General features: G+C 46.2%; 28 protein-coding genes and 1 pseudogene. 3 read left to right on the top strand and 26 right to left on the bottom strand.

The features are described from left to right. The first annotated feature begins 93 nt into the window (after positions 1 to 93). Entirely contained in the window at positions 94 to 402 is a 309-nt protein-coding gene (locus HP399_RS12910; protein ID WP_173617405.1) for a protease inhibitor I42 family protein, read from the top strand. Between the two features lie 542 nt (positions 403 to 944). Next, positions 945 to 1,196 (top strand): annotated as a pseudogene (locus HP399_RS12905) (CPCC family cysteine-rich protein). Positions 1,197 to 1,763: 567 nt separating this feature from the next. On the opposite strand, the gene HP399_RS12900 reads toward HP399_RS12905, so the two are convergent. Further along, positions 1,764 to 3,308, bottom strand: a complete 1,545-nt coding sequence (locus HP399_RS12900) for a YifB family Mg chelatase-like AAA ATPase (RefSeq protein WP_173617404.1) — start codon at positions 3,306 to 3,308, stop codon at positions 1,764 to 1,766. A 335-nt stretch (positions 3,309 to 3,643) separates the two neighbouring features. Between HP399_RS12900 and HP399_RS12895 the strand changes: the two genes are divergently transcribed. Then, positions 3,644 to 3,952, top strand: coding sequence for a hypothetical protein (locus HP399_RS12895; protein WP_173617403.1), 309 nt, complete (start codon positions 3,644 to 3,646; stop codon positions 3,950 to 3,952). A gap of 229 nt (positions 3,953 to 4,181) precedes the next feature. Here HP399_RS12895 and HP399_RS12890 read toward each other — a convergent pair whose 3' ends face one another. The 25 genes from HP399_RS12890 to rnc form a co-directional block, all read right to left on the bottom strand. Continuing rightward, positions 4,182 to 4,328, bottom strand: a complete 147-nt coding sequence (locus tag HP399_RS12890; RefSeq protein WP_007719672.1) for a hypothetical protein — start codon at positions 4,326 to 4,328, stop codon at positions 4,182 to 4,184. A gap of 101 nt (positions 4,329 to 4,429) precedes the next feature. Next, positions 4,430 to 4,975, bottom strand: a complete 546-nt coding sequence (locus HP399_RS12885; RefSeq protein WP_173617402.1) for an RNA 2'-phosphotransferase — start codon at positions 4,973 to 4,975, stop codon at positions 4,430 to 4,432. Between the two features lie 35 nt (positions 4,976 to 5,010). Next, positions 5,011 to 5,166: a hypothetical protein gene (locus tag HP399_RS12880; RefSeq protein ID WP_173617401.1), complete on the bottom strand. Its 156-nt coding sequence runs from the start codon at positions 5,164 to 5,166 to the stop codon at positions 5,011 to 5,013. Positions 5,167 to 5,182: 16 nt separating this feature from the next. Further along, positions 5,183 to 5,374 (bottom strand): hypothetical protein, encoded by a 192-nt coding sequence (locus HP399_RS12875; protein ID WP_007719678.1) that lies wholly within the window; start codon positions 5,372 to 5,374, stop codon positions 5,183 to 5,185. A 104-nt stretch (positions 5,375 to 5,478) separates the two neighbouring features. Next, positions 5,479 to 5,808, bottom strand: coding sequence for a low molecular weight protein tyrosine phosphatase family protein (locus tag HP399_RS12870; protein ID WP_173617400.1), 330 nt, complete (start codon positions 5,806 to 5,808; stop codon positions 5,479 to 5,481). After that, positions 5,805 to 6,359, bottom strand: a complete 555-nt coding sequence (locus HP399_RS12865) for an NADAR family protein (RefSeq protein WP_173617399.1) — start codon at positions 6,357 to 6,359, stop codon at positions 5,805 to 5,807. Before HP399_RS12865 ends, HP399_RS12870 begins: the two co-directional genes overlap by 4 nt. Positions 6,360 to 6,396: 37 nt before the next feature. Then, a complete protein-coding gene (locus HP399_RS12860) occupies positions 6,397 to 7,179 on the bottom strand; it encodes a nucleotidyltransferase domain-containing protein (protein ID WP_173617398.1) in 783 nt (260 codons plus the stop codon). Between the two features lie 96 nt (positions 7,180 to 7,275). Next, entirely contained in the window at positions 7,276 to 9,126 is a 1,851-nt protein-coding gene (locus tag HP399_RS12855; RefSeq protein WP_173617397.1) for an Ig-like domain-containing protein, read from the bottom strand. A 337-nt stretch (positions 9,127 to 9,463) separates the two neighbouring features. Next, positions 9,464 to 9,841 (bottom strand): YraN family protein, encoded by a 378-nt coding sequence (locus HP399_RS12850; RefSeq protein WP_173617396.1) that lies wholly within the window; start codon positions 9,839 to 9,841, stop codon positions 9,464 to 9,466. Continuing rightward, on the bottom strand, positions 9,841 to 10,131 hold the full coding sequence (locus HP399_RS12845; protein ID WP_173617395.1) for an EscU/YscU/HrcU family type III secretion system export apparatus switch protein: 291 nt from the start codon (positions 10,129 to 10,131) through the stop codon (positions 9,841 to 9,843). Before HP399_RS12845 ends, HP399_RS12850 begins: the two co-directional genes overlap by 1 nt. Next, positions 10,128 to 12,020 carry a hypothetical protein gene (locus tag HP399_RS12840; protein WP_173617394.1) on the bottom strand — a complete coding sequence of 631 codons (1,893 nt, stop codon included), beginning with the start codon at positions 12,018 to 12,020 and terminating at the stop codon, positions 10,128 to 10,130. Before HP399_RS12840 ends, HP399_RS12845 begins: the two co-directional genes overlap by 4 nt. Positions 12,021 to 12,060: 40 nt before the next feature. Next, complete coding sequence (locus HP399_RS12835; protein ID WP_173617393.1) at positions 12,061 to 12,837, bottom strand: ribonuclease HII; 777 nt, start codon at positions 12,835 to 12,837, stop codon at positions 12,061 to 12,063. Between the two features lie 85 nt (positions 12,838 to 12,922). After that, a complete protein-coding gene (gene ylqF / locus HP399_RS12830; RefSeq protein ID WP_173617392.1) occupies positions 12,923 to 13,816 on the bottom strand; it encodes a ribosome biogenesis GTPase YlqF in 894 nt (297 codons plus the stop codon). A gap of 28 nt (positions 13,817 to 13,844) precedes the next feature. Then, positions 13,845 to 14,408 (bottom strand): signal peptidase I, encoded by a 564-nt coding sequence (lepB, locus tag HP399_RS12825; protein WP_173617391.1) that lies wholly within the window; start codon positions 14,406 to 14,408, stop codon positions 13,845 to 13,847. Between the two features lie 135 nt (positions 14,409 to 14,543). After that, positions 14,544 to 14,891 (bottom strand): 50S ribosomal protein L19, encoded by a 348-nt coding sequence (gene rplS / locus HP399_RS12820; RefSeq protein ID WP_007719703.1) that lies wholly within the window; start codon positions 14,889 to 14,891, stop codon positions 14,544 to 14,546. A gap of 166 nt (positions 14,892 to 15,057) precedes the next feature. After that, on the bottom strand, positions 15,058 to 15,789 hold the full coding sequence (gene trmD, locus HP399_RS12815) for a tRNA (guanosine(37)-N1)-methyltransferase TrmD (RefSeq protein WP_173617390.1): 732 nt from the start codon (positions 15,787 to 15,789) through the stop codon (positions 15,058 to 15,060). A 12-nt stretch (positions 15,790 to 15,801) separates the two neighbouring features. Next, entirely contained in the window at positions 15,802 to 16,329 is a 528-nt protein-coding gene (gene rimM, locus HP399_RS12810) for a ribosome maturation factor RimM (protein ID WP_173617389.1), read from the bottom strand. Between the two features lie 6 nt (positions 16,330 to 16,335). After that, the gene (locus HP399_RS12805; protein ID WP_144614437.1) at positions 16,336 to 16,764 is read right to left on the bottom strand and encodes a YlqD family protein; all 429 of its coding nucleotides are present in this window, start codon (positions 16,762 to 16,764) and stop codon (positions 16,336 to 16,338) included. An 86-nt stretch (positions 16,765 to 16,850) separates the two neighbouring features. Beyond that, the gene (locus HP399_RS12800) at positions 16,851 to 17,078 is read right to left on the bottom strand and encodes a KH domain-containing protein (RefSeq protein WP_007719711.1); all 228 of its coding nucleotides are present in this window, start codon (positions 17,076 to 17,078) and stop codon (positions 16,851 to 16,853) included. 23 nt (positions 17,079 to 17,101) lie between these two features. Next, positions 17,102 to 17,374: a 30S ribosomal protein S16 gene (gene rpsP, locus HP399_RS12795; protein ID WP_007719713.1), complete on the bottom strand. Its 273-nt coding sequence runs from the start codon at positions 17,372 to 17,374 to the stop codon at positions 17,102 to 17,104. A 113-nt stretch (positions 17,375 to 17,487) separates the two neighbouring features. Then, positions 17,488 to 18,900, bottom strand: coding sequence for a signal recognition particle protein (gene ffh, locus HP399_RS12790; RefSeq protein WP_007719715.1), 1,413 nt, complete (start codon positions 18,898 to 18,900; stop codon positions 17,488 to 17,490). A 10-nt stretch (positions 18,901 to 18,910) separates the two neighbouring features. Then, positions 18,911 to 19,249: a putative DNA-binding protein gene (locus tag HP399_RS12785; RefSeq protein WP_173617388.1), complete on the bottom strand. Its 339-nt coding sequence runs from the start codon at positions 19,247 to 19,249 to the stop codon at positions 18,911 to 18,913. 143 nt (positions 19,250 to 19,392) lie between these two features. Next, positions 19,393 to 20,400 (bottom strand): signal recognition particle-docking protein FtsY, encoded by a 1,008-nt coding sequence (gene ftsY / locus HP399_RS12780; RefSeq protein WP_173617387.1) that lies wholly within the window; start codon positions 20,398 to 20,400, stop codon positions 19,393 to 19,395. Positions 20,401 to 20,445: 45 nt separating this feature from the next. Continuing rightward, positions 20,446 to 24,018 carry a chromosome segregation protein SMC gene (gene smc / locus HP399_RS12775; RefSeq protein ID WP_173617386.1) on the bottom strand — a complete coding sequence of 1,191 codons (3,573 nt, stop codon included), beginning with the start codon at positions 24,016 to 24,018 and terminating at the stop codon, positions 20,446 to 20,448. 259 nt (positions 24,019 to 24,277) lie between these two features. Then, positions 24,278 to 24,964 carry a ribonuclease III gene (gene rnc, locus HP399_RS12770; RefSeq protein WP_026043146.1) on the bottom strand — a complete coding sequence of 229 codons (687 nt, stop codon included), beginning with the start codon at positions 24,962 to 24,964 and terminating at the stop codon, positions 24,278 to 24,280. Positions 24,965 to 24,972 lie beyond the last annotated feature (8 nt).

The following is a 24,972-nucleotide window of genomic DNA, read 5'->3' as shown; positions in this document are numbered from 1 at the left end:
TTTTTTACTGCTTGTTTTGTCATTAGCAGCTATCAAGCTTTTTTCATACGGTATGGAAAATGGGTATCGACATCATTCAAAGGGGGAAAGCCAGTGGTCAAGACCTCAACGTATACACTGCAAGTGCAGGAAGGCCACTTGTTCACGATTACGCTAGTGGCAAATCCCTCTACCGGCTACCAGTGGGACTTGTCTAATCCAGTGGATGCTCGCTTTTTATCGTTGCATGCGAATCATTTTGTTCCTCCACCATCGCCAGCTCGTATTGGGCAAGAGGGACATCAGGTGATGTCCTTTCAGGCTCTGCGGCGAGGAATGATGTCGATTTCAGTGAAGTATTGTCGGCCTTGGGATAGTGGAGATTGCGGGGAGTTTGTGTTTTATGTTGTTACGGTTGTATAGGGTTATGTTTAAAAAATACTTACTGTTACTTACTTGGTAGTGAAGTGGTTAGTCTGTATGTGCCGTGTTCATTTACAGGCGCATGCAGACTAAACGATTTTCCTCGACAATTTAACTATTTGACATTTGGACAAGCGTTGACATCTATGCAGACGTGACCATGCAGTAAAGCAAACTGTGCATCGAAGCAACATTAGTTGAGGAGCAAAGAAGGAGCATGATCAGCATACTGATTCAAACTGCGCGCAAATTGATAATCATCCAGACACATATGGTATAATTTGGATGAGGTGAATAGTTTGACTTTCATTATTCTTACTGCGTTGTACCTTAATCCTATTCTTGCTATTTTGTTCTTTGTTAACTTTACATTTATTATGAAGAAAATAATTGTCAACAATAAGGATTATAGGCGAAATGCAGTCTTTGGATCATTGTTGATCGTATGGATTTTTTTTTCGTATGGATTGCTTGCTATGGCAAGATAGTTGATTCACTGCTGAGAAAATTATCTCTTGGTTTTAGGAAGTGAGCAAATTCAAGTGAATACAAAATTTACTTGTCCATGTTGCGGTTATAAATCGCTCTACCATTATGGAGAATTTGATGTCTGTTCATTTTGCTTCTGAGAGGGTGATCTCCTTCAATTTATGGACCCAGATTCAGATAGAGGAGCAAACAAAGTATCCCTCCGAGAGGTACAAGGAACCTTTATTCGTTTTGGGGCTTGCGAAGATCAAGGCAAACCATTTGTTAGAAAGCCTACATACGATGACGAAAAAGATAAAAAGTGAATGCCACTTACTTGAGACTAAATGTAATGATGCGAGTGATAACTACTGCCCTACTCTGTTTTCTTAACCAAAATGTTGAGGATTTCTACTTTCCACAAAATTGGATACTTGGGGTTGAGAGTATTGTTCAAACGCTATACAAATAAATACGCTCGATGGATTCGGATTCTGGCGTCTGTTATTACTATAGTTGGTTTTATCGTCGGGTTATATATTTGGTTCGACGATCTTAATGATAATTTTCTTCATTTTCTAACCAGTGTGTTTTATTCCATCATTCCTTCTATATTCTTGCTTGGATTTGCTGAAGTAATTGAAATCTTGTACCGTATTCATTTGCGATTAGAATTTACTGCTGAAGATAAGACTTTGTTTGATGAAACTAGTGAGTCTGAATGAGGTTAAAATTTACATATATACGCCTAATATTAATGAAAATGATGGTTTCTTCCTCAGGGCATCTATGTTCTTTCTTTTCATCGTAGCAAGGAGGGTAAATGTCCATTTCTTTGATGTATTAGCACTGAGACCTCAAAATTTAACGGTTTTTTTATATATTCAGGACTCTTAAAATAGTAACCCTCGATCCAATGCTCTGTAGCGAATTGCTTCCGCTACATGTGCAGCATCAACACGAGAAGCCCCATCTAAATCTGCAATCGTTCTCGCCACTTTCACAATCCTATCGTAGGCTCTTGCACTCAAACCTAATGTCTCGAAGGCAAGCTGCAACATCTCTTGTCCTTCCTTATCCAGCTGAGCAAATTGGCGCAGCTCTTCTCCATTCATCACACTGTTAAAAGGACATCCTGGACGATAGTGGTATCTTTCGCATTGGACAGCTCTCGCTTGCTCTACTCGCTTCTGAATGTCTTTTGAGGACTCCTCTGCTTTTCTGTTGTGAAGAAGTTGAACGGGTACTCTCGGCACCTCGATGTGCAGATCGATGCGATCTAGCAAGGGACCTGAGAGCTTTGAACGGTATTTGTAGATTTGTTGGGGAGAGCACGAGCAGGTTTGCTTCTCTCGAGTACCAAAGAATCCACAAGGGCAAGGATTGCACGAACCGATTAACAGAAGCCGAGCAGGGAAGGTAAAAACCTGCTTAGATCGTCCAATCGTGACAACCCCTGATTCCAGAGGCTGGCGCAGTACCTCTAATACATGTCGAGAAAACTCGGGCATCTCATCCAGGAAGAGGATACCACCGTGAGACAAGCTACACTCTCCGGGACGCGGAATTTGCGCACCACCGCCAATTAGTGCAGTAGCGGTAATCGTATGGTGTGGGGCACGAAAAGGTCTCTCTTCGACGAGCCCACTCTCCCGCTTCAATTGACCAGCAATACTGTATATTTTCGTCACTTCGTATGATTCATGAATGGTCATGTTGGGCATGATGCCAGGCAGGCAAGTAGCTAAAAGAGTTTTCCCTGAACCTGGAGGCCCCACCAAAATCACATTATGAAATCCAGCTGCTGCGATCTCCAAGCCACGTTTTACAAATTGCTGTCCGTAAACATTAGCAAAGTCGGGAGGCAACTTGTTCGCATTTGTCTTACCTGTTTCAGATTCGGGAAAAATCAAGTCTGAGTTTTTACTATGAAGTCCTTCTTTCCAATAGCTCACGGCCTCCTCAAGATTCCTCGAAGGTAATACGGTAATGTCGACGAGCCGCGCTTCCGGTGCATTTTGTTCGGGGAGAATCACGTGGGTAAATCCTGCATTTTTAGCTTCTAGCAGAATGGGAAGTACACCCGTTACAGGGCGAAGAGAACCATCTAATGCCAACTCTCCTAGAACGAGTATTCTCTCTGGTCTAGGGAGCATTTGCTTCGAGGCGAGTAAAATTCCAAAGGCAATAGCAAGGTCGAAACCTGAGCCTTCTTTACGCTGGTCAGCTGGTGCTAGGTTGACGGTGATCCGCTGCATTGGGTAGTCGTATCCTGCGTTGCGCAAGGCAGCACGAACGCGATCTCTCGCTTCTTTTACTGCTGAACCGCCTAGTCCGACCAAATCGAATTGAGGTAAGCCATTTGCTATGTCTGTTTCTACAGTGACAACCATACCGTCTATGCCGAGCACAGTGCCTGAATAACTGCATGCGTACATGTCCTCTCCCCCTCTGGTTTTAGAGTAGGAAAAGATAGAGGGGGTGGGCAAGTAAATTGGAGCTTTTGCCAGAACGTTTATACAAATTTGTCTAAAGTCTTTAATTCGGACTTCATTTGTATTGGGTATAGAACAGTAAAATGCTTTTATTGATAGCTGACCACACTGTTAAAGAATTCCGTGATTACTATTGATTCTATTGACACTAAATCTAACTCCTTCCCAAACTTGACGTCTGCACTCTCCCCAAGTAGTTTCTACTCCCCCATACATCTATGGAAAACTTTCACTCCAACAGGTATACTGCAAATAAACAGGTAAGGAGTTGATTCTATTTGATTTTTACTGTTGATAGCCATCAAATTTCCATCCACTACGAACATGCTGAACCTGTTCAAATAGACTGGGACGAAGTATACAGTGTCTCTTACTATAAGATCGATTGCATTGAGTACGAAATGGGGTACCTCGTTTTTGACTTGGTATACGGTGAGTTCATTGAGATTAGTGATAGTGATCAAAATTGGGAAAAAATCGTAAATGACCTCGAAAAATACTTACCCTCGCAAACAAGCGTTTGGAGGCATTCATTGCGTTGTTGGTCGATCGACGACGGTATTCTTTATCTTTATGAAAAAGCGTAAAAACGAAGGTGGACTGGACCGCATCACTTTATCCAACGATTTAAAACGGGTATTATTGCTGAAACCATTTGAATACGATGGGGGACGACACCGTGCCAGATGGATGTAATTACAATTTACTCCTGATTAGCGATTTTCCACTCATCGATCATCATGCAGAATACGTAATAAACTGCTTACTCCACGCCTATCGTGACAACTGCGCCCTCGTGCTCAGTCACCCTTAACCTCACTGCTTTCTCTTCAATTCATTCAGTAGTTCAATGATTCGCTGGTTTTGATCCACTTGTGTTACGATGTTCTGGTTCATCTTCCGAATCGCGTCGTAGATTGCAAAAAGTCCTGCCAACAGTAGAAAAGCAAACAACAATTCCATGCCGCTTTTACCTCCTTACGATTAACGTTGATATAAAAAAGACCCGCGATCGAATGCGAGTCTTTTCTCATGCTGCGTTGTTTCTTCTCGAGCAAATCGAGCTACTTCTGATAGATAGAAATGTACTCTTTTTGCACGTGATCTGCTAACCAAACGAGCTCATTTCCATGGTAAAACCTCACACCATCTTGCCAAGCTTGCCTCGCATCGATTCGCAAAAGTACGGGATGATCGTCTCGTCTTTTCCCAACCTGCTGGGCTGTTTGGACGTCTTCAGACAGATGCACATACTGTCTTCCTTTTGGAACAAGCCCGCTAGCAAAAATAGAATCGAGGAATCTTTGCGGCGTGCCATGAAAAAGATACGCAGGCGGTTCTTTTTCTTCCTTTTGGATCTTTTGCGGCACTGAATGTCCATAAAGGGCGCGAATTTTGCCTTGATTGATCTCATGGCGCTTTTTTTCGGATAACGCAATCATCGTATGTAAATCTTCTTCGGTAACCGCTCGCCACTTGCGCTGTTCATGAAGTGACAAAAGCAATTGTTTGATAGGTACCCATCCTTGTTCGTCTAACTCAAGCTCATATTCATGGGGGGCATGACGAAGCGCATAGGACAATTCTTTACTCAATTTTTGATAATCCATACACTCATCTCCCATTACAGGTCATAGCCACTTCTTTACGCAAAAAAGTAACCGAGACTCAAAATTGCAGCAATAAATAGGTGAATGATGAAATTTCCTGTTAGTCGAACCCATAGCTGTGGGCTTTTCATCGTCCAAAATCCATAGAGGAGAGCAACGATCAGGTAAGCCAGAACATAAACGAAAAACACAGGACTGCTCTCCTCTTTAGGACATTTCTTTTTTTATGTTAGCAATTAGCTTGTCAGCATTGTTTTCATCGTTATCAAACATGACTAGGTCTTGCAAGGCAATCCCTTCCACGGATTGAATTGCTGTGGACATAGAATCTGCCAGTTGCTGCATATCAGCTTTGTCTGCTACTTCAACATCTAGAACCAGTACAAGTTTTTTCTTCATGGTGAAAATCCTCGCTTTACGATAAGTATGGATAGTGCGATCGAGCCATATCATCCCCATTATACATAATAATCCGGGATACATCGACAACGGATAATAACAGCTTAATCCGGAATCTCTATATATGCGGAAACACTCGATTTTAATATCTCGATCAGTTCCTCATCCATGTATATGTATTCATCGGGGATACCCAAGCAAATGATCCTTTTATCCATCAGTTCCAAGCTAAACTTTTCTTGTAACCGCCTTACATGTTTTTTCTCCATACAAAAAATAAGATCAGCCCATCCAATAAGGCCACTTGTTACTTTAATACGGGCCCCAGTTTCAGTACCTGCTGATCTTACATCATAGTCATTGATCCCATGAAAAATCTTTTCTGCCGTTAAGCTCCTCCATTTATTTCTGCTGCAAATGAACAGTAGCTTCATTCTTCCTCCTCATCCAAATCTTCAAACTGCCATTCCTCTGGTACCGGAAAATAAGCGTCATACTCTTTCCTGGCATCCACACTCATTTCCTCTAGCCATGGCCAATAATGCATGAGATAGTCCTCACCAAATCCCATCCGCCAACACAAACTATAAGGATGCTCTTCTGGAAACACAATCCATGGCGGCAAATAGAAATGCGGTTGGTACCCATCTAGGCTTTTACGCACTTCCATCCATAATCTTCCTAGTACGTCTGAATCGTTGCTCGTACAATCGATTAAGGTGGCATCCCCAGTAGAGAGCAGAATTTCACGAATGACAGGGTACTGTTCTACTTTTGCTTGTAATGCCTTGCGCATGATCTCTTTTTCTTGGGTAGTCCCTAAAAATTTCTTGGCTTGCAGATAGTGTTCCAAAGTTGTCCAAAGTTCCCCTTCCAACTCTACTGGGTGACTAGAGAAATTGGAGAAGCAGCCGTATGGTTTATCTGGTTGATCAAAGTGAATTTCGAGAGGTTGCTTTATACCTTTTCGGATATGATCCTTCATGAATATTTGTACCTCCGTATCTATCATAATGATTCCATCATAACGAATTGATTAGCCACGCCCTGTGCAAATACTTCCGAAATACCTCATCCAGCTTGTCTGTTGGGTCCTCCAGATCATTTGTATATTGGCTAGTCAGTGCAGTCAGACGCTCTATTTGATCCTCAATAAAATGGTGAAGCTCTTCGATCCTTGGCTCCAAGTTCAACTCATCCCCAGCTATTTTTCTTTGGAGCAGCTCAGAAATTTTACCTTTTAACGTAGAATCGGTTATCAGCTCTGTAACTAACCGATCAAATCCAATGGGGGGATTCGTATGATACGTTTCGATCCAGATGCATGCGAGAATCGGGCGTAACACATAAAAGTATTTTTTGATTTTGACTTGCTCCCCTTGCAGATAGTCCCGAAAATTCCCTTTTGCCATACTGAGGTAATGATGCAAGGAAGCCTTTGGCGAAAATACTTCCCCTTGCAACCTTTCCAGTTCATCTCGAAAGCCAAGTGTATCGAGATAAACAATGTCTGATACAAGCCATTCTTGTAGGGGCGGATTCGATTTTCGAAATAGCTTAAGCGCTTTTCGAATATCCCAGCCGTTTATATCTAAAAGGTCATTGATCGGTACTTCTACAACATCCCGTTTGTCGTCAATGGACAAATACCATTCTGGCTTCTTCACATAGACAAACCGTACATCATAATCGCTATCTTTGGATGGAAATCCCCATGCCCGACTTCCTGATTCAACGGCGAACAATACTTTTAAGTCATGCGCTTGCTCGATTTCTTTTAACTTTTCCAAGATGATCTCTCTCAAGAGTCATTCCTCCTCCACAACAAATAACAGGGTTTCCTTACTCTTGGAAAAAAACTCGCTGAACCAATTAAGATTCAGCGAGTTTCCTGTCATCCATTATTTTACTGTTACTTCGATTTCCACTTCATAGCCTTTGTATTCAGCTGTAATAGTGGCCTTACCTTTCTTTTTACCTTTTACCGAACCGCTGCTGGATACTGAAGCTACGGAAGATTTATTCGACTTCCATTTTGCTTTAGAGCTGCTGATGTCATCGCCATCATAGGTGAGTTTGATCTTTTCAGAGTCACCCTTTTTAATGGTAATGCTTGTGTCATCTGCTTCCAGCTTGCTTGAGCCTTTGCTGCCAACTTCCACTTCAATTTCAACTTTTTCGCCTTTATACGTAGCGGTAATGGTTGCCTTTCCTTTTGCTTTTGCTGTAATCGTACCACTGCTGGTAACGGTTGCTACAGAAGATTTAGAGGTTTTCCATGATGCTTTTGAATTGCTAATTGTGTCGCCATCATATCTCAGTTTTACAGTTTCTCTCTCGCCTTTTTTCAAGGTGACGCTCGTATCGTCTGCTTCCAGCATTCCTGAGGAGCTATCGACAGTCACTTCAATTTCTACTTTTTCGCCTTTGTATTGAGCGGTAATGGTAGCTTTACCTTTACCTGTTGCTGTAATCGTACCAGAGCTGCTTACTGTTGCTACTGAGGATCGGGATGTGGACCAAGATGCATTCGAATTACTAATGGTGGAACCATCATATTTCAATGTTAATGTTTCTCTTTCCCCTTTTTTCAAGGAGACCGTGCTGTCGTTTACTTCCAGTTTACCAGAGTTGTTGTAATCGACCTTAACACGAATTTCGACCTTATCGCCTTTGTATGTTGCTGTAATGGTAGCAGTTCCTTGGCCTTTTGCCGTAACGACACCATCATCAACAGTTGCCACGCTGGAGTTGGATGTTTTCCAGGTTGCTTTTGATCCAGACAATCTGTCATCATCATAAGTTAGTTGAATCGTGTCTCTGTCGCCTTTTTTCAAAGAGATGCTGGTTTCATCAGCTTCCAGTTTACCAGAACTGTCTGTACCTACGTAAACATCAACCTCTACTTCGTAGCCTTTGTATTTTGCAGTGATCGTTGCTGTACCTTTGCCCTTTGCAGTAACGACACCATCATCGTTTACAGTTGCTACAGAGGACTTCGAAGTTTTCCAGGTTGCTTTTGAACCAGAAATTTTATCGTCGTCATACGTCAACTTAATGGTTTCTTTATCGCCTTTTTCCATTTTCAGCTGAGTAACATCTGCTTCCAGCTTACCGTCTGAATTTCCGCCTTCAACATCAACGCGGATTTCTACCTCTTGGTCTTTGTAGCTAGCAGTAATGACAGTGCTGCCTTGGCCTACACCTTTAATTTCACCATCGTCAACAGTTGCGACAGTTTTATCCGCGGTTTTCCAAGTCGCTCTTGACCCAGGGAGACTGCTACCCGCAAATTTCAAACTAACGTTTGTTTTTTTGCCTTTTTTAACAGAAACCTCTGTTTTCGTTGCTTCGAGAGTCTGAGCTCTGTCAACAGTCACTCTAACTGTAGCACGATAACCATTGTATCTAGCAGTAACAACAGTCGTTCCTACTTTCTTACCGTACACAACCCCATTGTTGACAGAAGCGATGCTAGAGCTACCAATTTCCCAATCAACCAATGCGTTATCGATAGGGCTGCCATTATAAGTAAGGCGAATGGTTTCTGAATCCCCAATCGTGACGTCCACTGAGCCTACGCTTGCTTTCAAGCCATTGGAAACTGAGCTTGCTACCACGCTATAAGCTTCAATAGGTTTTGGTGTCGCAACTTGTGCAGAAGCAATGCCTGTTACTGAAAACTGAACAGTACAAATAGTTGCTACCGCTAAGGAGACGTTTTTCATTAAACTGTTCTTAATCTTTTTCATGTTTTTACCTCCAAATTATTTCCTATACTTCTATTGACGAATGAGATGGAAAAATGTCACACCAAAATGGCTATTTTTTTGAAAAACATTTGTTTTTCTTTCGAACATTTGTTTATGCGCCGGATTCCAAAGCAAAAGTGATACTAGTTATGGGCTCGTCTGTACGAATCGAAACGATCCGTTTCACAAAAAAAGTGCTTTCCAGCTTTGAGCCGGAAAGCGGATATTGATGCTTGGAGGAGTTTCATCGCGTCGAGTACAGTACATAGTACGCTGGCTCTGCGACTGATGCTGTAGACGTATCCCCAATATATCCGTGGTCAAGAGCCCGTTTTTCCTAGAAAGCACTCTCATAATGCTCAATGACCGGTTTCATGAAGTCTCCACCTTGCGTAGATGTACCCGTGTATATCCCGATGACATCAAAACGAAAAGCAGGGATTGGCTGTGAGGTTTTTTGCAAGTATTCGATGGCGAGCTCACGCAGCTTCTGCTTCTTCTTCCAAGTAATGGACTCGCCTGCTGTTCCAAAAAAATGGCTGCTCCTCGTTCGAACCTCAATGAAAACCAAGCAGTTCCCGTCTAGAGCAATCAAATCCATTTCTCCACGTTTTGTTCGAACATTTCGATCGACAATACGGAAACCCTTGTTCACTAAATAGCTTTCAGCAAGCTGTTCTCCTCTTTGACCAAGAAGACGGCGGCGATCGCTCATTATTTGGGTCCTCCGCCTTTATCGATGCGATAGACAAAAGCAAGGATTTCTGCCACAACTTGATACAGCTCCGGAGGAATTTGTTGATCCAAATCCAGCTTGCCCAAAACCTCTACGAGTGATGGGTCCTCTTGTACCGGTATATCATGCTCCTTTGCTGTCTTTAGGATATTGTCAGCTACGTACCCCTTGCCTTTTGCCACAATCTTTGGCGCTTCCATGATACCCGCCTGGTATTTTAGCGCAACTGCCTGTTTGCGTTTTTGCTCTGACGAGGATGGCGGCATCATACGCGAAGGTCAACCCCTTTATAGTCAGCCAGGATGGGGCCTTTGGTTTGAATCGGACTTGTCGACTTCCCGCGCTCGGCCGGAACTGGCTGGACTCGCATAGCCGATAGATGGTAACCAACGTCCTGTAATTGGTCAGCAAAACGATCCTTGGACCCTTGAATGAGTGCTTCCACCCATGGCGTATCGTTAAAAATTTGCAGGTTAACGATTCGATTCACGATACTTACATCAATCATGGTTGTCCCCATACTTTGGAGTTCCAAATGAAAGAACAGACGGCAGTTCTCGGGATCAAGCTGTCCAGAGCCTTTCTTTTTCGACTCAATTTGGACAAAAGCCGTCTCATCCCCATCTGCTTGGCGAATCGGAATTTGCATAACGATTTGAGACAGAGCTTGGTTAGAGGGCTGTACCATCATCAATTGTTGTCCGGTCACTTGTTGCAGCAGTTGATCAGCAGCTTCACGCAAGGCGGTTGGAAGTGCCTGAGCTGGCGCTTGACTGATTTGCAGCAAGAGGGATTTGACTGTATCCATCTGCTTTACTGAATGGGAATCGATCGCCCCTTGTGAAAATGCCTGTCCCATCAATTCTCTCTCGTGGGTTACGCCTAAATGACGAAACAATTCAGCAATCGGGTTAGCAGCTGTGGCTCCATTCGCTGCACCAGATGCTTGAGACATCATTTGTGGAATGACTTTTTGCCCCGCATCTGTCACTACGGCCCTTTGCTCTGCCATCTGCTTGTTTTGGACCGTGTCCTGATTCATCTGTAATGACTGAGGAGTAGGCAATGGCTCGTTTCGAGCGATTTTTGACTCGACGCTTGGACCACTGGTCTGGTTAGGCAGCAACTGATTACTCTTTCCGGTCATGACGTTTTGCTGCGATTCCACCTGCTTTGTTACAGTGTTTGGTGCAGGTACTGTCTCAGTGGTAACAGTTGACAAAACAGTTTGTGATGGCGATGGTATGTTACTGAAAGCCTGCGTTGATGGTTGAGGCGATGTCTGGACTTGCGATGAAGGCTGACCGCTCTGCCCAGGCAGCGGCTGAGTCTGGCTTCCTCCAGTCACGTTCTGAGAAGCAGCTTGATTGGGCTGATTCCCTTGTGGCATTTGTTTGACCGCCAGTCCCTCGTCTGCACCATCGTTACCCGCGATAAGGAAAGAGAGTCCCGTCAACTTTTCTTTTAACTGACTAACAAGCTGTTTGACATCTCCCGTTGCTGCATTAGCTTGTCCGGGGACTTGCTGTGATTGGCTTTGAGACACCTGCCCAGTCGGCTGTGAAGTCTGGCCCTCTCCCTCTAAAAAGAGTGAGGCTTGCTGCAGCAGATTTTGTATGAGCTGCCCCATTGGCTTGTCTGATAAAAAAGCTTTGAGCCCTGCGATTGTATCGGGAGTCAGTGGCAAATTTCGTTTCATGGCAGTCATGAATGCCTCAATAGTGGCATTGTCTACGCCTAAACGCCCAGCCACGGCTGAAAAAGCTTGTATCGTTTCCTTATTCACAGGAAGATTGGCACCAAGCAGAGCTTGCACGATCGCTTTGTTCTCTTTTGTATCGGCAATCCCTAGTGACCGCATTAGCCCTTCTAGAGATGCGTCTTTGCCAGCTCCTTCTCCGACGTTTTCCAAAACCTTCAACGTGACGACACCTGTTGATGGTTGGACTTGCAGCCAAGCTTTCTGGCCCGGTTCCAGACTTGCTTCCATTTTCGCCTGAACCTGCATTCCCCCGACTTGTACGAGCGCCATATTGTCCGGGTAATGCTTGATTACCGTGCCTTTAAACACTTGTCCGGGAGTAAGCTCAACCGGCTTCGGAGCGGATATGGGTGCTTTTTGCACGAATGATTGAATAAGTTGCGACGGGGAAAACATGCAGATCCTCCTCCTGTAAGCAATATGTTACTAGCACTTGTTAGGCGTGTTCTTTTACGCCAGTGAATGTCTTGCGATGAATCGGTGTAGGTCCAAATCGAGCGATTGCTGCCAGATGCTCAGGGGTGCCGTAGCCTGCATGTTTGTCAAAGCCATAGGCTGGATATTGTTCGGCATACTGGGCCATCAATCGATCGCGGGTGACTTTCGCTACGATCGATGCGGCTGCAATCGAGACACTCTTGGCATCTCCCCCGATAATCGGAACCTGCTCGCAATCCATTCCGGTTAGCTGCACAGCGTCAATCAGTAAAGCATCTGGAGATTTACCTGCCTGTTGGATCGCCAGCTTCATCGCCTCTTTTGTAGCAGCTAATATATTGATCGCATCGATTCTTGCTGCATCGACAATTCCGATTCCCACAGCAAGTGCATCCCTTTGAATGATTTCGCAAAAAGCCTCCCGGGTGGATACAGGTACTTTCTTCGAGTCATTCAGGCCTGGCAAGTAAAAATCCTTGGGCAGGCACACGGCACACGCGACCACTGGACCAGCTAATGGACCTCTTCCGACCTCATCAACTCCGAATATGTACTGATGCCCCTTCTCAAACATGGCTTTCTCATATACAGTCATGTCAGCCCACATCTGTGCGAGCTTTTCTTGACGCGCAATCGCTACTTCCACCTGCTTCGCTAGAGCCTGTACACCCGCTCTTTTATCTTCTTTCAGCAATTGTAAAAAATCTTTGGGTACCTCGTCCAACTTTTCCATCGTCACTCGTATTTCTTTTATCGACATATCCGCTAGATTCATTGACTCATTTCTCCTTACCGATCCTCATAGTAAAAAACCTGCCTACCGTATATATCGATAGACAGGTTTTAGATGGCTGAAAAGCTTATTCTGGAAAAGATACTGGCTTACCTATCGGTTCGTCCATTTCCCAGTCAATCGGGCGCTCGACTGAGATCGTTCCCAGCTTGCCGGAACGCAGCTCACGCAGGAAAATTTCCGCTGCCTTGTCGTAGTCGATATTTCCGCCAGAAACGAGGCATCCGCGCTTCTTCCCGATTTCTTCGAGCATTTCTACTCGATCCTCAGGCAATTCTTTTAGCTTGAAGCGTTCGATCAGGCGTTCCGGATAGTAGTGCATCATATAGCTGATAACAAATAATGCTACCTCCGTAAAATCGATGAGCTCGTCTTTAATTGCCCCACTTGCCGCCAATCGCAGACCTACCATTTGATCTTCAAACTTCGGCCAAAGAATACCAGGCGTATCGAGAAGCTCTAGTGTATCGCCCATTTTTACCCATTGTTGCGCCTTGGTTACCGCTGGTCGATCACCTGTTGCCGCTACCGAGCGCTTGGACAAGCGGTTAATGAGGGAAGACTTGCCGACATTGGGGATTCCCAAAATCATAATGCGGATGGCACGACCTTGCATCCCGCGCTCACTGCGCTTTGCCAGCATGTCAGCAGCTAGCTCCTTACACATTTCTGGGAGCTTGTTGACACCTTTACCACTCAGGGCATCAATCGGCAATGTGCGAATGCCTTGTTTGCGAAAATAAGAAATCCACTCATCTGTTGCCCGTTCATCCGCCAAATCTGCTTTGTTAAGTAATATCAAACGTGGTTTATCACTGACAATCTCGTCAATCATCGGATTACGGCTGGAAAGCGGCAGACGTGCATCGAGAAGCTCAATGACTACATCGATTAACTTCAGCTTTTCCGTTACTTGACGACGTGCTTTAGCCATATGGCCAGGAAACCATTGGATCGTCATGATGTCTCACCTACCTTGAAGCTTTGCGTTATCTTGTCAAGCGAATTCCCGCAACCGGCCAAAAAGTAAATTCAGCTCTACCAACAACCGTACTGACGGCAACAGGACCAATGGCTCTGCTGTCATGACTGTTCAACCTGTTATCGCCCATCACAAAGATATGGTCTGCTGGTATTTGGACCGGGGGAAAATCGTGGGTAAAGAACGGCTCTCCCTGCTGCTTCGCTTGTTCTTTTGATTGTGCAAGATACGGTTCCTCTACCACTTTGCCATTGACCAGCAGCTGATCGCTTTTGACCTCTACTGTATCACCCTCAACAGCGATGACTCTCTTGATGTAATCTCGTTCCTTTTCAGCATGGAACACGATGATTTCACCAGGCTTCGGATCTTGCAAAAAGTAAATCGCCTTGTTCACAACTAATTTTTCGCTATTATGTAATGTACTTTCCATGGATTCGCCTTCTACAATAAACGGGGCGAACAAAAAGGTACGAATGAGAAACGCCAAGACTAAGGCGATCCCAAGTGCTTTTGTCCATTCCCATAGTTCATTTTTCTTCTTATGACTGGAGGTAATTTCTTCGCTCATGACTTACGATCCTCCCATGAAAGCTCGTCCAACCTTAGCTGTAACATATGTCAAGATGAACTATTTTATTTCAAGATCGTTAAATGGAAAAAAGAGGCCTGGCAAGCAGGCCAGTCCTCTTTCTAAGCTTTACGCTTATCGACGAATTTCTTTAATACGAGCTGCTTTACCTACGCGATCGCGCAGATAGTACAGTTTCGCACGACGTACTTTACCATGACGCACGATTTCGATCTTGTCGATCTTAGGCGTGTGTACTGGGAATGTACGCTCAACACCTACGCCGTAAGAAATCTTACGAGCAGTAAATGTTTCGCTAACACCTGTACCGCGACGGCGAATGCATACGCCTTCGAACAGCTGGATACGCTCACGCTGACCCTCGATAACCTTAACGTGTACACGAACAGTGTCACCAGGTCGGAACGCAGGAATGTCCTGTTTCAGTTGCGCTTTTTCCAGTTCACGGATAATTTGGTTCATTTGAATTTCCTCCTTCCGATAGACGTTCTTACTCGTCTAACCCGTAGGTCCAGCCGCTTGGCTGCGTTACGAGTAGCGGACCGCCTTAGTCAGCGGGCAAAATTGCCACAAGAAGTATATTAACATAGAGGGCACAAAACTACAAGACTCTGCTCCTATTTGTTCCCTACTTTTTTTCTTGCTCCAATTCAGCCAATAGCTTTTTCATTTCATCTGTCAGCGCAAGCTTTTCCAATAAATCTGGACGCCGTGCTTTTGTCCGGCGCAGCGATTCTTTTAACCGCCAGCTTTCAATATTGGCGTGGTGCCCTGACAACAGTATGTCTGGCACTTTCCAGCCGCGAAACTCAGCCGGTCTTGTGTAATGAGGGTATTCCAGCAGTCCTGTTGAAAAGGAGTCTTCAACAGCTGACGTCTGGTTTCCCAACGCCCCTGGTTGCAAACGAACGACACTGTCAATGACCACCATCGCCGCAAGCTCTCCACCAGTCAGGACGTAATCGCCAATCGAGATCTCATCCGTGACGAGATGCTCCCGAATTCGCTCGTCGTACCCTTCATAATGACCGCAAATGAAGACAAGGTGCTCTTCTTGCGCTAACTCTTCTGCAAGCTTCTGATGATAAGGCACACCTTGTGGGCACATCAGAATCACTCGGGGTTTTTTCTCTCCTGTCAAGGCTTCTACGGCCCGGAATAACGGCTCTGGCTTCAAAACCATTCCTCCGCCACCGCCATAAGGGGTGTCGTCTACCGTACCGTGCTTGCTCTCAGAGAAATCGCGAAAATTGGTGACGTGAAAATCAACCAGTTCTTTTTCGCTTGCCTTTCCCAAAATACTGCTGGATAAAACACCTGTAAACATTTCGGGAAAAAGCGTGAAAATATCGATCCGCATCTGAAGTTCCTCCTACAGCAAGCCTTCCATCAGATGGCAGACCACACGTTTGTTCGCGATGTCCACTTCCTTGATGCATTCATCGATATACGGCAGCAAGATTTCTCCGCGTTTGCCCTTCACTACCCACACATCGTTTGCTCCTGGCTGCATGACATCCACAATTTTCCCCAGTTCTTCGCCCTCGTCAGTTACTACGATGCAACCGACGAGCTGATGAATGTAGAACTCGTCCTCTTCTAATTCCATCAGCGCTTCCGCTGGAATCTTCAACTCTCCACCCTTGTACTTTTCGACATCGTTAATATGCTCATAGCCTTGAAAGCTCACAATCTCAAAATTTTTATGCGAGCGGCGAGAAACGATTTTCAATTTTAGCGGCTCACTGAGTGTCGGATGGAACAAGTACAGCTCATTTCCTTTGCGAAAACGCTGATCTGGAAAATCAGTCGTAGGTGTTACACGTACCTCACCACGCAGGCCGTGCGTATTAACCAGTTTGCCTACTCCGTAAAAACTATTTTGGCTCAACGTGTTCATTCCTCCTTATTCTTTGTTCCCATTTTTCGTTTGTAGCCGAATCTCATGTACCAGGCCATCTTTTATCATGATTTCCGTTCCGGACATCATTTCATCCCAGACATCGCCCTCTTGAATCGTGACAGGGCTTTGAACAGTCTGGTAATCGATCTCGCTTCCCTCTGGGAGATTTTCTACCTGCTGGAGGGTATATGTCAGGTGATCTATCTTTTCCTTACGTCGACGCTCTTCCTGCGCTATTTTTTCCTGCGCCAACGCATATGTATCCGCAGACTTTTTCTTCGCCTCGGTTAGTAGCTTTTTCGATTGAAACTGCCACTGCTCCCACTCTTTACGCTGCAAACGAAGGCGTTGGCTATACTGATCAATGAGAGCAGCCCGTGATGCTTCCGTAATGATCAGTTTAACCTGTACCGTCCGAAATATAGTAAGCACCTTCGCCACTCCTTTCGGAAAAACCATCATGGTTTATAAGCATCTTGGATACTAGAAAAAAGACTGGGAAAGCTCCCAGCCTTTTCTCATACAATTTCAACCGTGACACGCTTGTCCGTTTCCACGGATGCCGCGATCACGACCGTGCGCAGGGCTTTCGCGATTCGTCCTTGTTTACCGATAATCTTCCCCATATCATCAGGGTGTACCGACAATTCAAAGACGAGGGTTCGCTCTTTGTCCACTGCGTTAACACGAACCTCATTCGGATGATCGACGAGAGCTTTAGCGATCGTTTCGACCAGCGCTTTCATCATCAAACCTCCAGATGACCGACTTATTTGCCGTATTTGGTTTCGTGCACTTTAGCCATAACGCCTTCTTTGGAGAGAAGGTTACGAACGGTATCAGTTGGAGCTGCACCATTCAGGATCCATTGAACCGCTTTGTCGGTATCAATTTTCACCACTGCCGGTTGTGCAACCGGGTTATAGTAACCGATTTCTTCAATGAAACGGCCATCGCGAGGGGAACGGGAGTCAGCTACTACTACACGGTAGAAAGGAGCTTTCTTGGAACCCATACGCTTCAGACGGATTTTTACTGCCATGTTGTGTCACCTCCTGTATTAATCAACGCTAGAAGAGCATCTGCGTTGGTGCTACTATATCTGAACCATCGCGGCCAGCTGACAAGTCAGTGTCGCGAAGAGATCATGCCTACTTACTTGAACGGTGGTTTGAAGTTAAATGGGAAATTCATCCCGCCCTGGTTGTTGCCTCCGCCTTTGCCCATGAAAGGTAATCCGAAGCCTTTTTTCTTCGACTTCTTGACCATCTTGTCAGCAGCGCCTGAGAATTGCTTCATCATCTTTTTCATTTCCTCGAATTGCTTGAGGAAACGATTGACTTCTTGAATACTCGTTCCGCTTCCGCTTGCGATGCGCTTGCGACGGTTGGCATTCAATAAATCAGGATTAGCGCGCTCTTGTTTGGTCATGGATTTGGCGATCGCTTCAACGCGGGCAATCTGCTTCTCATCCACGTTCATTTTGCCCTTCATCTTGTTCATTCCTGGCAGCATGCCGAGAATGTCTTCAAAAGGACCCAGGTTGCGAAGCTGCTGCATGGAATCCAGGAACATGTCGAAGGTAAACTCACCTTGACGCATTTGGCGTTCCATATCGCGTGCTTTGTCTTCATCCACGGATGCCTGTGCTTTTTCAATCAGGCTGAGTACGTCCCCCATACCCAAAATACGGGAAGCCATACGATCCGGATGGAACGGTTCAAGCGCATCCAGCTTTTCACCCATCGCCGCGAATTTGATCGGCTTGCCAGTGACAGCTTTGACGGACAGTGCCGCACCGCCTCGGGTATCACCGTCGAGCTTCGTGAGAACCACACCAGTCAGTTCGAGTTGGCTATTAAAGCTCTCTGCTACATTGACGGCATCTTGACCTGTCATCGAGTCCACGACGAGCAAAATCTCATCGGGCTTGGTTACCTCGCGAATCTGCTTCAACTCGTCCATTAGCGCTTCGTCGATATGCAGGCGACCTGCGGTATCGATGAGGACTACGTCGAGATGATTCGTCTTCGCGTGTTCAATCGCTTGGCGAGCGATTTCGACAGGACTGACTTGATCACCGAGAGTGAAGACGGGAACATTGAGTTGGTCCCCTAAAACCTGAAGCTGCTTGATCGCAGCAGGACGGTAAATGTCTCCCGCTACCAGAAGCGGCTTACGGTTTTGCTTTTGCAAATACTTGGCCAGCTTACCGGTTGTGGTCGTTTTACCTGCCCCTTGCAGACCTGCCATCATGATGACGGTCGGCGGGCGGTGCGCCATCGTGAGCTGAGCGACGTTGCCACCCATCAGAGCGACCAGCTCTTCATTCACGATCTTGATCACCATTTGACCAGGCGTCAGGCTTTTCATGACTTCCTGACCGACTGCGCGCTCCTTGACACGAGCAACGAAGTCTTTTACTACTTTAAAGTTAACGTCTGCTTCCAGCAGGGCCAGACGAACTTCACGCATCGCTTCATTCACGATGGTCTCGTCTATTTTCCCTCTGCCGCGCAGTTTGTCAAACGCGTTTTGCAGCCGATTGGCTAAGCTCTCAAACGCCATGCGAGCCCTCCTAATCCATCTCTGACAGTTGGTGGAGCAAAGTATTCAGCTCGTCTCTTGTCTCGCTCTCCGAAAGCCCACTTACAAGTTCATTCATGCGATTCAACACATCCATGCGCTTTTCATGACGCTCAGCGAGGCGAAGCTTCTGATCGTATTCAAACAGTTGCTTCTCTGCCCGCTTGATATGATCATAAACAGCTTGGCGGCTGACCTCATGCATCTCGGCAATTTCTCCGAGCGATAAATCGTCCAGATAGTACAGCTCAAGATATTCTCGCTGCTTGCCCTTGAGTAGCGACGCGTAAAAGTCAAACAAGAGATTGACTTGATTGGTCTTTTCTAACATGAAACCAATCCTTTGCTATGAGGTACTCGTTTCGAACTGTAAAGACTTTTTCTTTACAGCACGTAGATTATAGTACCTAATTCCACACCTAGTGTCAAGGTTTTTTATTGACATCATTTTTTCATCTTCGAAACACTATGTTTTTACGCATTTTCCTGCTGTTCTGTTTCATCTTTTTGGATCAATCCAGCAAACAATGCGTGAACAAATTGCTCAGGATCAAACTGCTGCAAGTCATCCATTTTTTCACCCAAGCCCACGTATTTCACCGGAATGTTCAGCTCGTTGCGAATCGCAATGACGATACCGCCCTTTGCTGTACCATCCAGCTTGGTCAGAACTAAACCTGTTACACCAGCAGACTGTCCAAACGTCTTCGCCTGTGAAAGCGCATTTTGCCCAGTCGTAGCGTCCAAAACAAGCAAGACCTCGTGCGGAGCTCCTGGCAATTCTCGCTGCAATACGCGGTGCACCTTCGCCAACTCTTCCATCAGATTGACTTTGTTTTGCAAGCGGCCTGCGGTATCGCACAACAGCACATCAACCTGTCGGGATTTCGCTGCCTGAATCGCATCGTAGATCACTGCAGCTGGATCAGAGCCTTGCTGCTGCTTGATTACGTCAACTCCTACACGCTCTCCCCAAACCTCTAGCTGTTCAATCGCTGCTGCACGGAACGTGTCACCTGCTGCCAACAGCACTTTTTTATTTTGCTGTTTGAACATATGTGCCATTTTACCGATCGTGGTCGTTTTCCCTACTCCGTTTACCCCAACGAACAAAATGACATTCAAACGACCGTCCTCTACGTTCAGAGTCGTATCCGCAGCATCATCATTTTTCAAAAGGGCAACCAGTTTTTCTGAGAGAATCGGCTGCAGGTCGATCGCATTCTCAATTTTTTGCTTGCGCACTTCTGTCCGCAGGTCGTCAATGAGCTCCATCACGGTATTGACGCCCACATCGGACGTAATCAAAATTTCCTCTAATTCATCGAAGAAGTCATCGTCGATCTTTTTGTAGCGACGTACCAAGTCCTCTACTTTTTCTACTAACAGGTCTCTCGTTTTAGCCAGACCATCCGTAAACTTCTGGGTGACCTCTTCAGACTTTTGGACAATAGCATCACGAAGGCGCTTGAAAAAACTCATGTTCATCTTCCTTTGCGGGTAGTATCAATTGAATGGCAAATCCGTTTAAGAGGCTGATTCGATAAACTTGTCGCTGTCCTCCAGCTTCACGGAGACGAGTTTGGACACGCCGCCCTCTTGCATCGTGATACCGTACAGCACGTCTGCGCTCTCCATTGTGCCTTTTCTGTGCGTGACGCAAATAAACTGCGTCTGGTTGCTGAAATAGTGCATGTACTCGGCGAAACGGTTAACGTTTGCCTCATCCAAAGCGGCTTCTACCTCATCCAATACACAAAATGGTACTGGTTTCACACGCAGGATGGCAAATAGCAAGGCCATTGCAGTCAAAGCGCGTTCGCCCCCGGATAAGAGCGCAAGATTTTGCAGCTTCTTACCAGGTGGCTGCGCCACGATATCGATGCCCGTCTCAAGCAGCTTATCTGGATTGGAGAGTACAAGATCTGCACGTCCTCCTCCAAACAGTTGGACAAACACGTCGCGGAACTGCTCCGAGATCGCATCAAATGTTTCTTTGAAGCGGCGCGACATCTCTGCGTCCATTTCTTGGATCACTTGATAGAGCATGTCTTTTGCTTCATTCAAATCAGCTTCCTGCGAGCTTAAGAACTGCTGACGCTCGGACAAGCGTTCATATTCCTCAATCGCACCAAGATTCACAGTACCAAGTGCCCCAATCTGCTTTTTGAGACGATTGACCACTTGTGTCTCTTCCTGAATCTCGCCACGTGCCGGATATTTTTGCTTTGCCAGGTCGTAGCTCATTTCGTATTCTTCGGAGAGTTTATTCAACAGATGATCGAGCTCTACCTCGTTGCGGTTGACTTTTACTTCTTCCTGATGAAGCTTTTCCTCGAGCGATTTGACCTCGCGGCGGATTTCCTTCACCTGCTGTTCCACTTGCTCCTGTTTGTAAAAGAGAGTCGCCCGCTCACTTCGCCGCTCTTGAATCAAGCCAGCTACACGGTCTTTATCCTGACGCAATTCGCTAATCCGCTGATCCAACTCAAGCCCGGACGATTCGTTTGTACGCTCCAGCTCATCAAGAGATGCCAAGTTCGCGTTTTGTTCTTCCCATTCGCGCTGCAATTGGCTTTTTTGCTCCATCAAGCGTTCTGTTTGCTCCAAGCGTGATTGATACTCTTGCTTGACCTGCGCATTCAATACTTTGAGACTTGTTATTTTTTGATTCATTTCTTCTTTGGATTCGAGCTGCTCTTGGCGTTTCGCCTCTGCTTCTGCGATCTGCGCACCGAGCTCTTTTTCCTCTTGCTCCATGGCAGCCAAAGAGGCTTGCAGCTGCTCTTGCTTCCGTTTGGCTTCTTCCATCTCGCGGCGATAGCCTTCAATATCTTGTTCAACAAGCTTTGCTCGCTCGCCCAAGGATCTGCCTTCCGATTCTTTTTGCTGCAAAAGCCCTTTTACTTCCTGTTCTTTCAGACGCAGACTCTCGCCTTCTGTACGCAGAGTTTCTTGCTCCTGCTGCATTTGCGCCAATTCCTTCGTCAGCTGCTCCATAAGGGTAGTATGCCCAGAAATTGCCTGGTCGATTTCTACCAGCTGTGCTTCCAACTCTTCTGATTGACGGTTGCGTCCAAGCAAGTTCGTGCTGTTCTTTTTCAAGGCCCCCCCTGTCATGGAACCGCCAGCATTCACGATATCGCCTTCCAGCGTCACGACGCGATAGCGGTAGCCAAGCGTACGGGCCACACGGTTTGCCTGCTCCAGCTTTTCCGTAATAATGACATTGCCCAATAGACTTTCGAGGATGGGTCGGTACGCTTCCTCAAAGGTCACGAGCTCACTCGCGATTCCGACGACTCCGCTCTCCGCCTCCAGCTGGCGCTTATCGCTTGCCTGCAAGGTGCGAGAACGAATGACATCGAGCGGAAGAAATGTCGCCCTACCCGCATTGTGCTGTTTCAAGTGAGCAATGGCTGCACGACCGGATGCTTCGTTGTCCACGACGACGTTTTGCAGTGCGCCACCCAATGCGACTTCCATCGCTGTCTCGTATTGCTGTGGCACGACAACGAGCTCAGCGACCGCTCCATGAATTCCTTTGAAGCCCCGCTCGCGTGCTTTCAAAATTTCTTTTACCCCTTGCTGAAACCCTGCGAACTCTGACTGCATTTCTTTTAACAGGTCAAAACGCGACTTCGCTGCTTCCCGCTTTTGTTCCCAGTGGCGCAGCTCTCGACGAGTTGTTTCAAGGCGGGCTTGTCCTTCGCGCATGCCCTCAACCAGCTCTTTGTATCTGACGCCGGTTTCTTGAATGGTAGAAACGATCTTCTCCAATTGATCTTGGAGCTGGCTCAACCGAGCTAGTCGCTGCTCTTCTTCTTCATCGAGCTGTTTTTTTCCAGACAATTGACGTTCAACTCTGGCCTCGCTTGTCTTGAGAAGCTGCTCTTGATGACGATTTTCGTTGCGCAGATTCGCCATTTCGTTAAGCTTTTCGAAGTAATCACTCTTCAAACGCTCTACGTCATCTGTCAGTGATTGCACCATGGAAAAAAATTGACCTTCTGCTTCTTGCAGCGAGGCGTGGGCTTCGGTCATTCGGCGATCCGCTTCCTTGGCCCGCTCTTGTTCTTCAGCCAGTTCTGCCTCTAGCCCGTGCTGCTTCTCGGTAATCCGATGCATCTGCTCCATCGTCTGCTGGCGATTGGCATTGAGATTGCGCATACGCTCCCGCAATACCTCACGTTGTCCTTCGACTTTCTCAGTCTCTTCACTGACTGTCAAAAGTACTTGTTGCAGCTCTTCGATAGATTGGTCGATTTGGGTGACATGAAAACGCGCCTGCTCCAATTCAGCTTCTTGCTTGGATGCTTCGGTCGTTTGTCCAATTAACAGATGCTTGAGCTCCTCTACGCGTCCTGTTGCTGCTTCCCACTTTGTATGAGCTGCTTCAATTTGCTGCACGTAAAGAGCTACTTCATGCTCAACCAGCTGGCGATGAAGCTCCTTGTACGTCTTGGCTGTTTCCGCCTGCTCCTGCAAAGGTCCAATCTGTTCCGTAATTTCACTGACGATATCGTGAATACGCACCAGATTTTGCTCAGTGTCATCGAGCTTTTTCTCCGCCTCGCGCTTGCGTGTTTTATATTTGACGATTCCGGCTGCTTCTTCAAATATTCCACGGCGATCCTCGGACTTGGTACTGAGAATTTCCTCAATTTTTCCTTGACCGATAATGGAATACGCTTCTTTACCCAGCCCGGTATCCATAAACAGCTCCATGATGTCTTTTAGACGGCAGGATCTGTTGTTTATGTAGTACTCACTGTCACCAGAACGATACACTCTGCGGGTAACGGATACCTCCGAATATTCCACATCGAGCGAACGATCTGTATTGTCCAAAGTGAGTGTCACTTCTGCGAAATTCACTGGCTTGCGCTTATCACTGCCCGCGAAAATAATGTCTTCCATTTTCGCTCCACGCAACGACTTTGCGCTCTGTTCCCCCAGCACCCAGCGGATCGAATCAGAAACGTTACTTTTCCCGCTTCCATTCGGTCCCACTACAGCTGTTACTCCTGGTACAAATTCCAATTCCGTGCGATCGGCAAAGGATTTGAATCCAGCCAGCTCCAGGCGTTTCAAATACATACGTACGGTCCTCCTTAAGAAACCATCCAGACTGCCTGCCAAACTGACAGACTTAAAAACATGCAAGGTTCGGATGGTACCCGAAAAGAAGCCCCTGCATCGAACAGGAGCTACCTACTACGAGCCTACATGGTCATCTGTAGGTAAGTGTATCATAGATAGCGGTCATCTCGCAGTATTTTCCCTATGTTTCCCACCCGAAAGAAAAAAGCTGCACCATCTTGTAGCAGATGATGCAGCCCTTCTAGCTGACGAGTGATTATTTATCCCCCAGCTTGACCAACGCTCGTGCAGCAGCTTGCTGTTCCGCTTCTTTTTTGGAGCGGCCAGAGCCGATGCCAAGCGAACGATTGTTCAAAAGCACCTCAGATACGAATTCTCGATTATGAGCTGGTCCTTTTTCTTCTACTATTCGGTAATGGATGTCTCCCAGATTGTCTTGTTGAACAAATTCCTGCAACTGGCTCTTGAAGTCGGTTACCTGGGCAAACTCTCCTTTGTCGATGCGCGGGTACACGTATTTTTCCATAAAGGAAAAGACCGCGTCCAACCCCTGATCCAAGTAAAGCGCACCTACAAACGCCTCAAAAACGTCCGCTAGCAAGGCTGGTCGCTGACGTCCACCTGTCAGCTCTTCCCCTTTTCCCAGCAATACGAGATCGCCAAAATTCAACAGTTCAGCAAACTTGACGAGAGAAGGTTCACAGACAATGGCTGCACGCAGCTTCGTCATTTCCCCTTCGCTCATCTTCGGAAAAGTTTTATACAAAAACTGGGAGACAGTCAACTCCAACACAGCATCCCCCAAAAACTCTAGCCGCTCATTGTCTGATATACGTTTGCCGCGTTGCTCGTTCACGTAGGAAGAATGGGTGAATGCCTGCCGCAAAACACTTTCATCGCGAAAGCGAAAGCCTATCGTTTCTTGCAGCTGTGCAAAATTCATCACCCTCA

This window comes from Brevibacillus sp. DP1.3A (genome assembly GCF_013284245.2).
GTDB lineage: Bacteria > Bacillota > Bacilli > Brevibacillales > Brevibacillaceae > Brevibacillus.
Note: the sequence above shows the minus strand (reverse complement) of the source record. Positions and strands in the feature narration are given on the sequence as shown.

What these genes read in the sequence shown, in the direction of transcription:
- rpsP (WP_007719713.1), bottom strand. Translation starts at nt 17,374, where the DNA reads ATGGCAGTAAAAATCCGTCTGAAGCGTATGGGTTCCAAGAAAGCTCCT.
- HP399_RS12875 (WP_007719678.1), bottom strand. Translation starts at nt 5,374, where the DNA reads ATGAAGAAAAAACTTGTACTGGTTCTAGATGTTGAAGTAGCAGACAAA.
- HP399_RS12900 (WP_173617404.1), bottom strand. Translation starts at nt 3,308, where the DNA reads ATGTACGCATGCAGTTATTCAGGCACTGTGCTCGGCATAGACGGTATG.
- HP399_RS12865 (WP_173617399.1), bottom strand. Translation starts at nt 6,359, where the DNA reads ATGAAGGATCATATCCGAAAAGGTATAAAGCAACCTCTCGAAATTCAC.
- HP399_RS12835 (WP_173617393.1), bottom strand. Translation starts at nt 12,837, where the DNA reads ATGAATCTAGCGGATATGTCGATAAAAGAAATACGAGTGACGATGGAA.
- smc (WP_173617386.1), bottom strand. Translation starts at nt 24,018, where the DNA reads ATGTATTTGAAACGCCTGGAGCTGGCTGGATTCAAATCCTTTGCCGAT.
- rplS (WP_007719703.1), bottom strand. Translation starts at nt 14,891, where the DNA reads ATGAACCAAATTATCCGTGAACTGGAAAAAGCGCAACTGAAACAGGAC.
- rnc (WP_026043146.1), bottom strand. Translation starts at nt 24,964, where the DNA reads ATGAATTTTGCACAGCTGCAAGAAACGATAGGCTTTCGCTTTCGCGAT.
- HP399_RS12845 (WP_173617395.1), bottom strand. Translation starts at nt 10,131, where the DNA reads ATGATGCCGCCATCCTCGTCAGAGCAAAAACGCAAACAGGCAGTTGCG.
- HP399_RS12870 (WP_173617400.1), bottom strand. Translation starts at nt 5,808, where the DNA reads ATGAAGCTACTGTTCATTTGCAGCAGAAATAAATGGAGGAGCTTAACG.
- HP399_RS12840 (WP_173617394.1), bottom strand. Translation starts at nt 12,020, where the DNA reads ATGTTTTCCCCGTCGCAACTTATTCAATCATTCGTGCAAAAAGCACCC.
- HP399_RS12890 (WP_007719672.1), bottom strand. Translation starts at nt 4,328, where the DNA reads ATGGAATTGTTGTTTGCTTTTCTACTGTTGGCAGGACTTTTTGCAATC.
- rimM (WP_173617389.1), bottom strand. Translation starts at nt 16,329, where the DNA reads ATGAACACGTTGAGCCAAAATAGTTTTTACGGAGTAGGCAAACTGGTT.
- HP399_RS12850 (WP_173617396.1), bottom strand. Translation starts at nt 9,841, where the DNA reads ATGAGCGATCGCCGCCGTCTTCTTGGTCAAAGAGGAGAACAGCTTGCT.
- ylqF (WP_173617392.1), bottom strand. Translation starts at nt 13,816, where the DNA reads ATGACGATCCAATGGTTTCCTGGCCATATGGCTAAAGCACGTCGTCAA.
- HP399_RS12800 (WP_007719711.1), bottom strand. Translation starts at nt 17,078, where the DNA reads ATGAAAGCGCTGGTCGAAACGATCGCTAAAGCTCTCGTCGATCATCCG.
- trmD (WP_173617390.1), bottom strand. Translation starts at nt 15,789, where the DNA reads ATGCGGATCGATATTTTCACGCTTTTTCCCGAAATGTTTACAGGTGTT.
- ftsY (WP_173617387.1), bottom strand. Translation starts at nt 20,400, where the DNA reads ATGAGTTTTTTCAAGCGCCTTCGTGATGCTATTGTCCAAAAGTCTGAA.
- ffh (WP_007719715.1), bottom strand. Translation starts at nt 18,900, where the DNA reads ATGGCGTTTGAGAGCTTAGCCAATCGGCTGCAAAACGCGTTTGACAAA.
- HP399_RS12785 (WP_173617388.1), bottom strand. Translation starts at nt 19,249, where the DNA reads ATGTTAGAAAAGACCAATCAAGTCAATCTCTTGTTTGACTTTTACGCG.
- HP399_RS12885 (WP_173617402.1), bottom strand. Translation starts at nt 4,975, where the DNA reads ATGGATTATCAAAAATTGAGTAAAGAATTGTCCTATGCGCTTCGTCAT.
- lepB (WP_173617391.1), bottom strand. Translation starts at nt 14,408, where the DNA reads ATGAGCGAAGAAATTACCTCCAGTCATAAGAAGAAAAATGAACTATGG.
- HP399_RS12855 (WP_173617397.1), bottom strand. Translation starts at nt 9,126, where the DNA reads ATGAAAAAGATTAAGAACAGTTTAATGAAAAACGTCTCCTTAGCGGTA.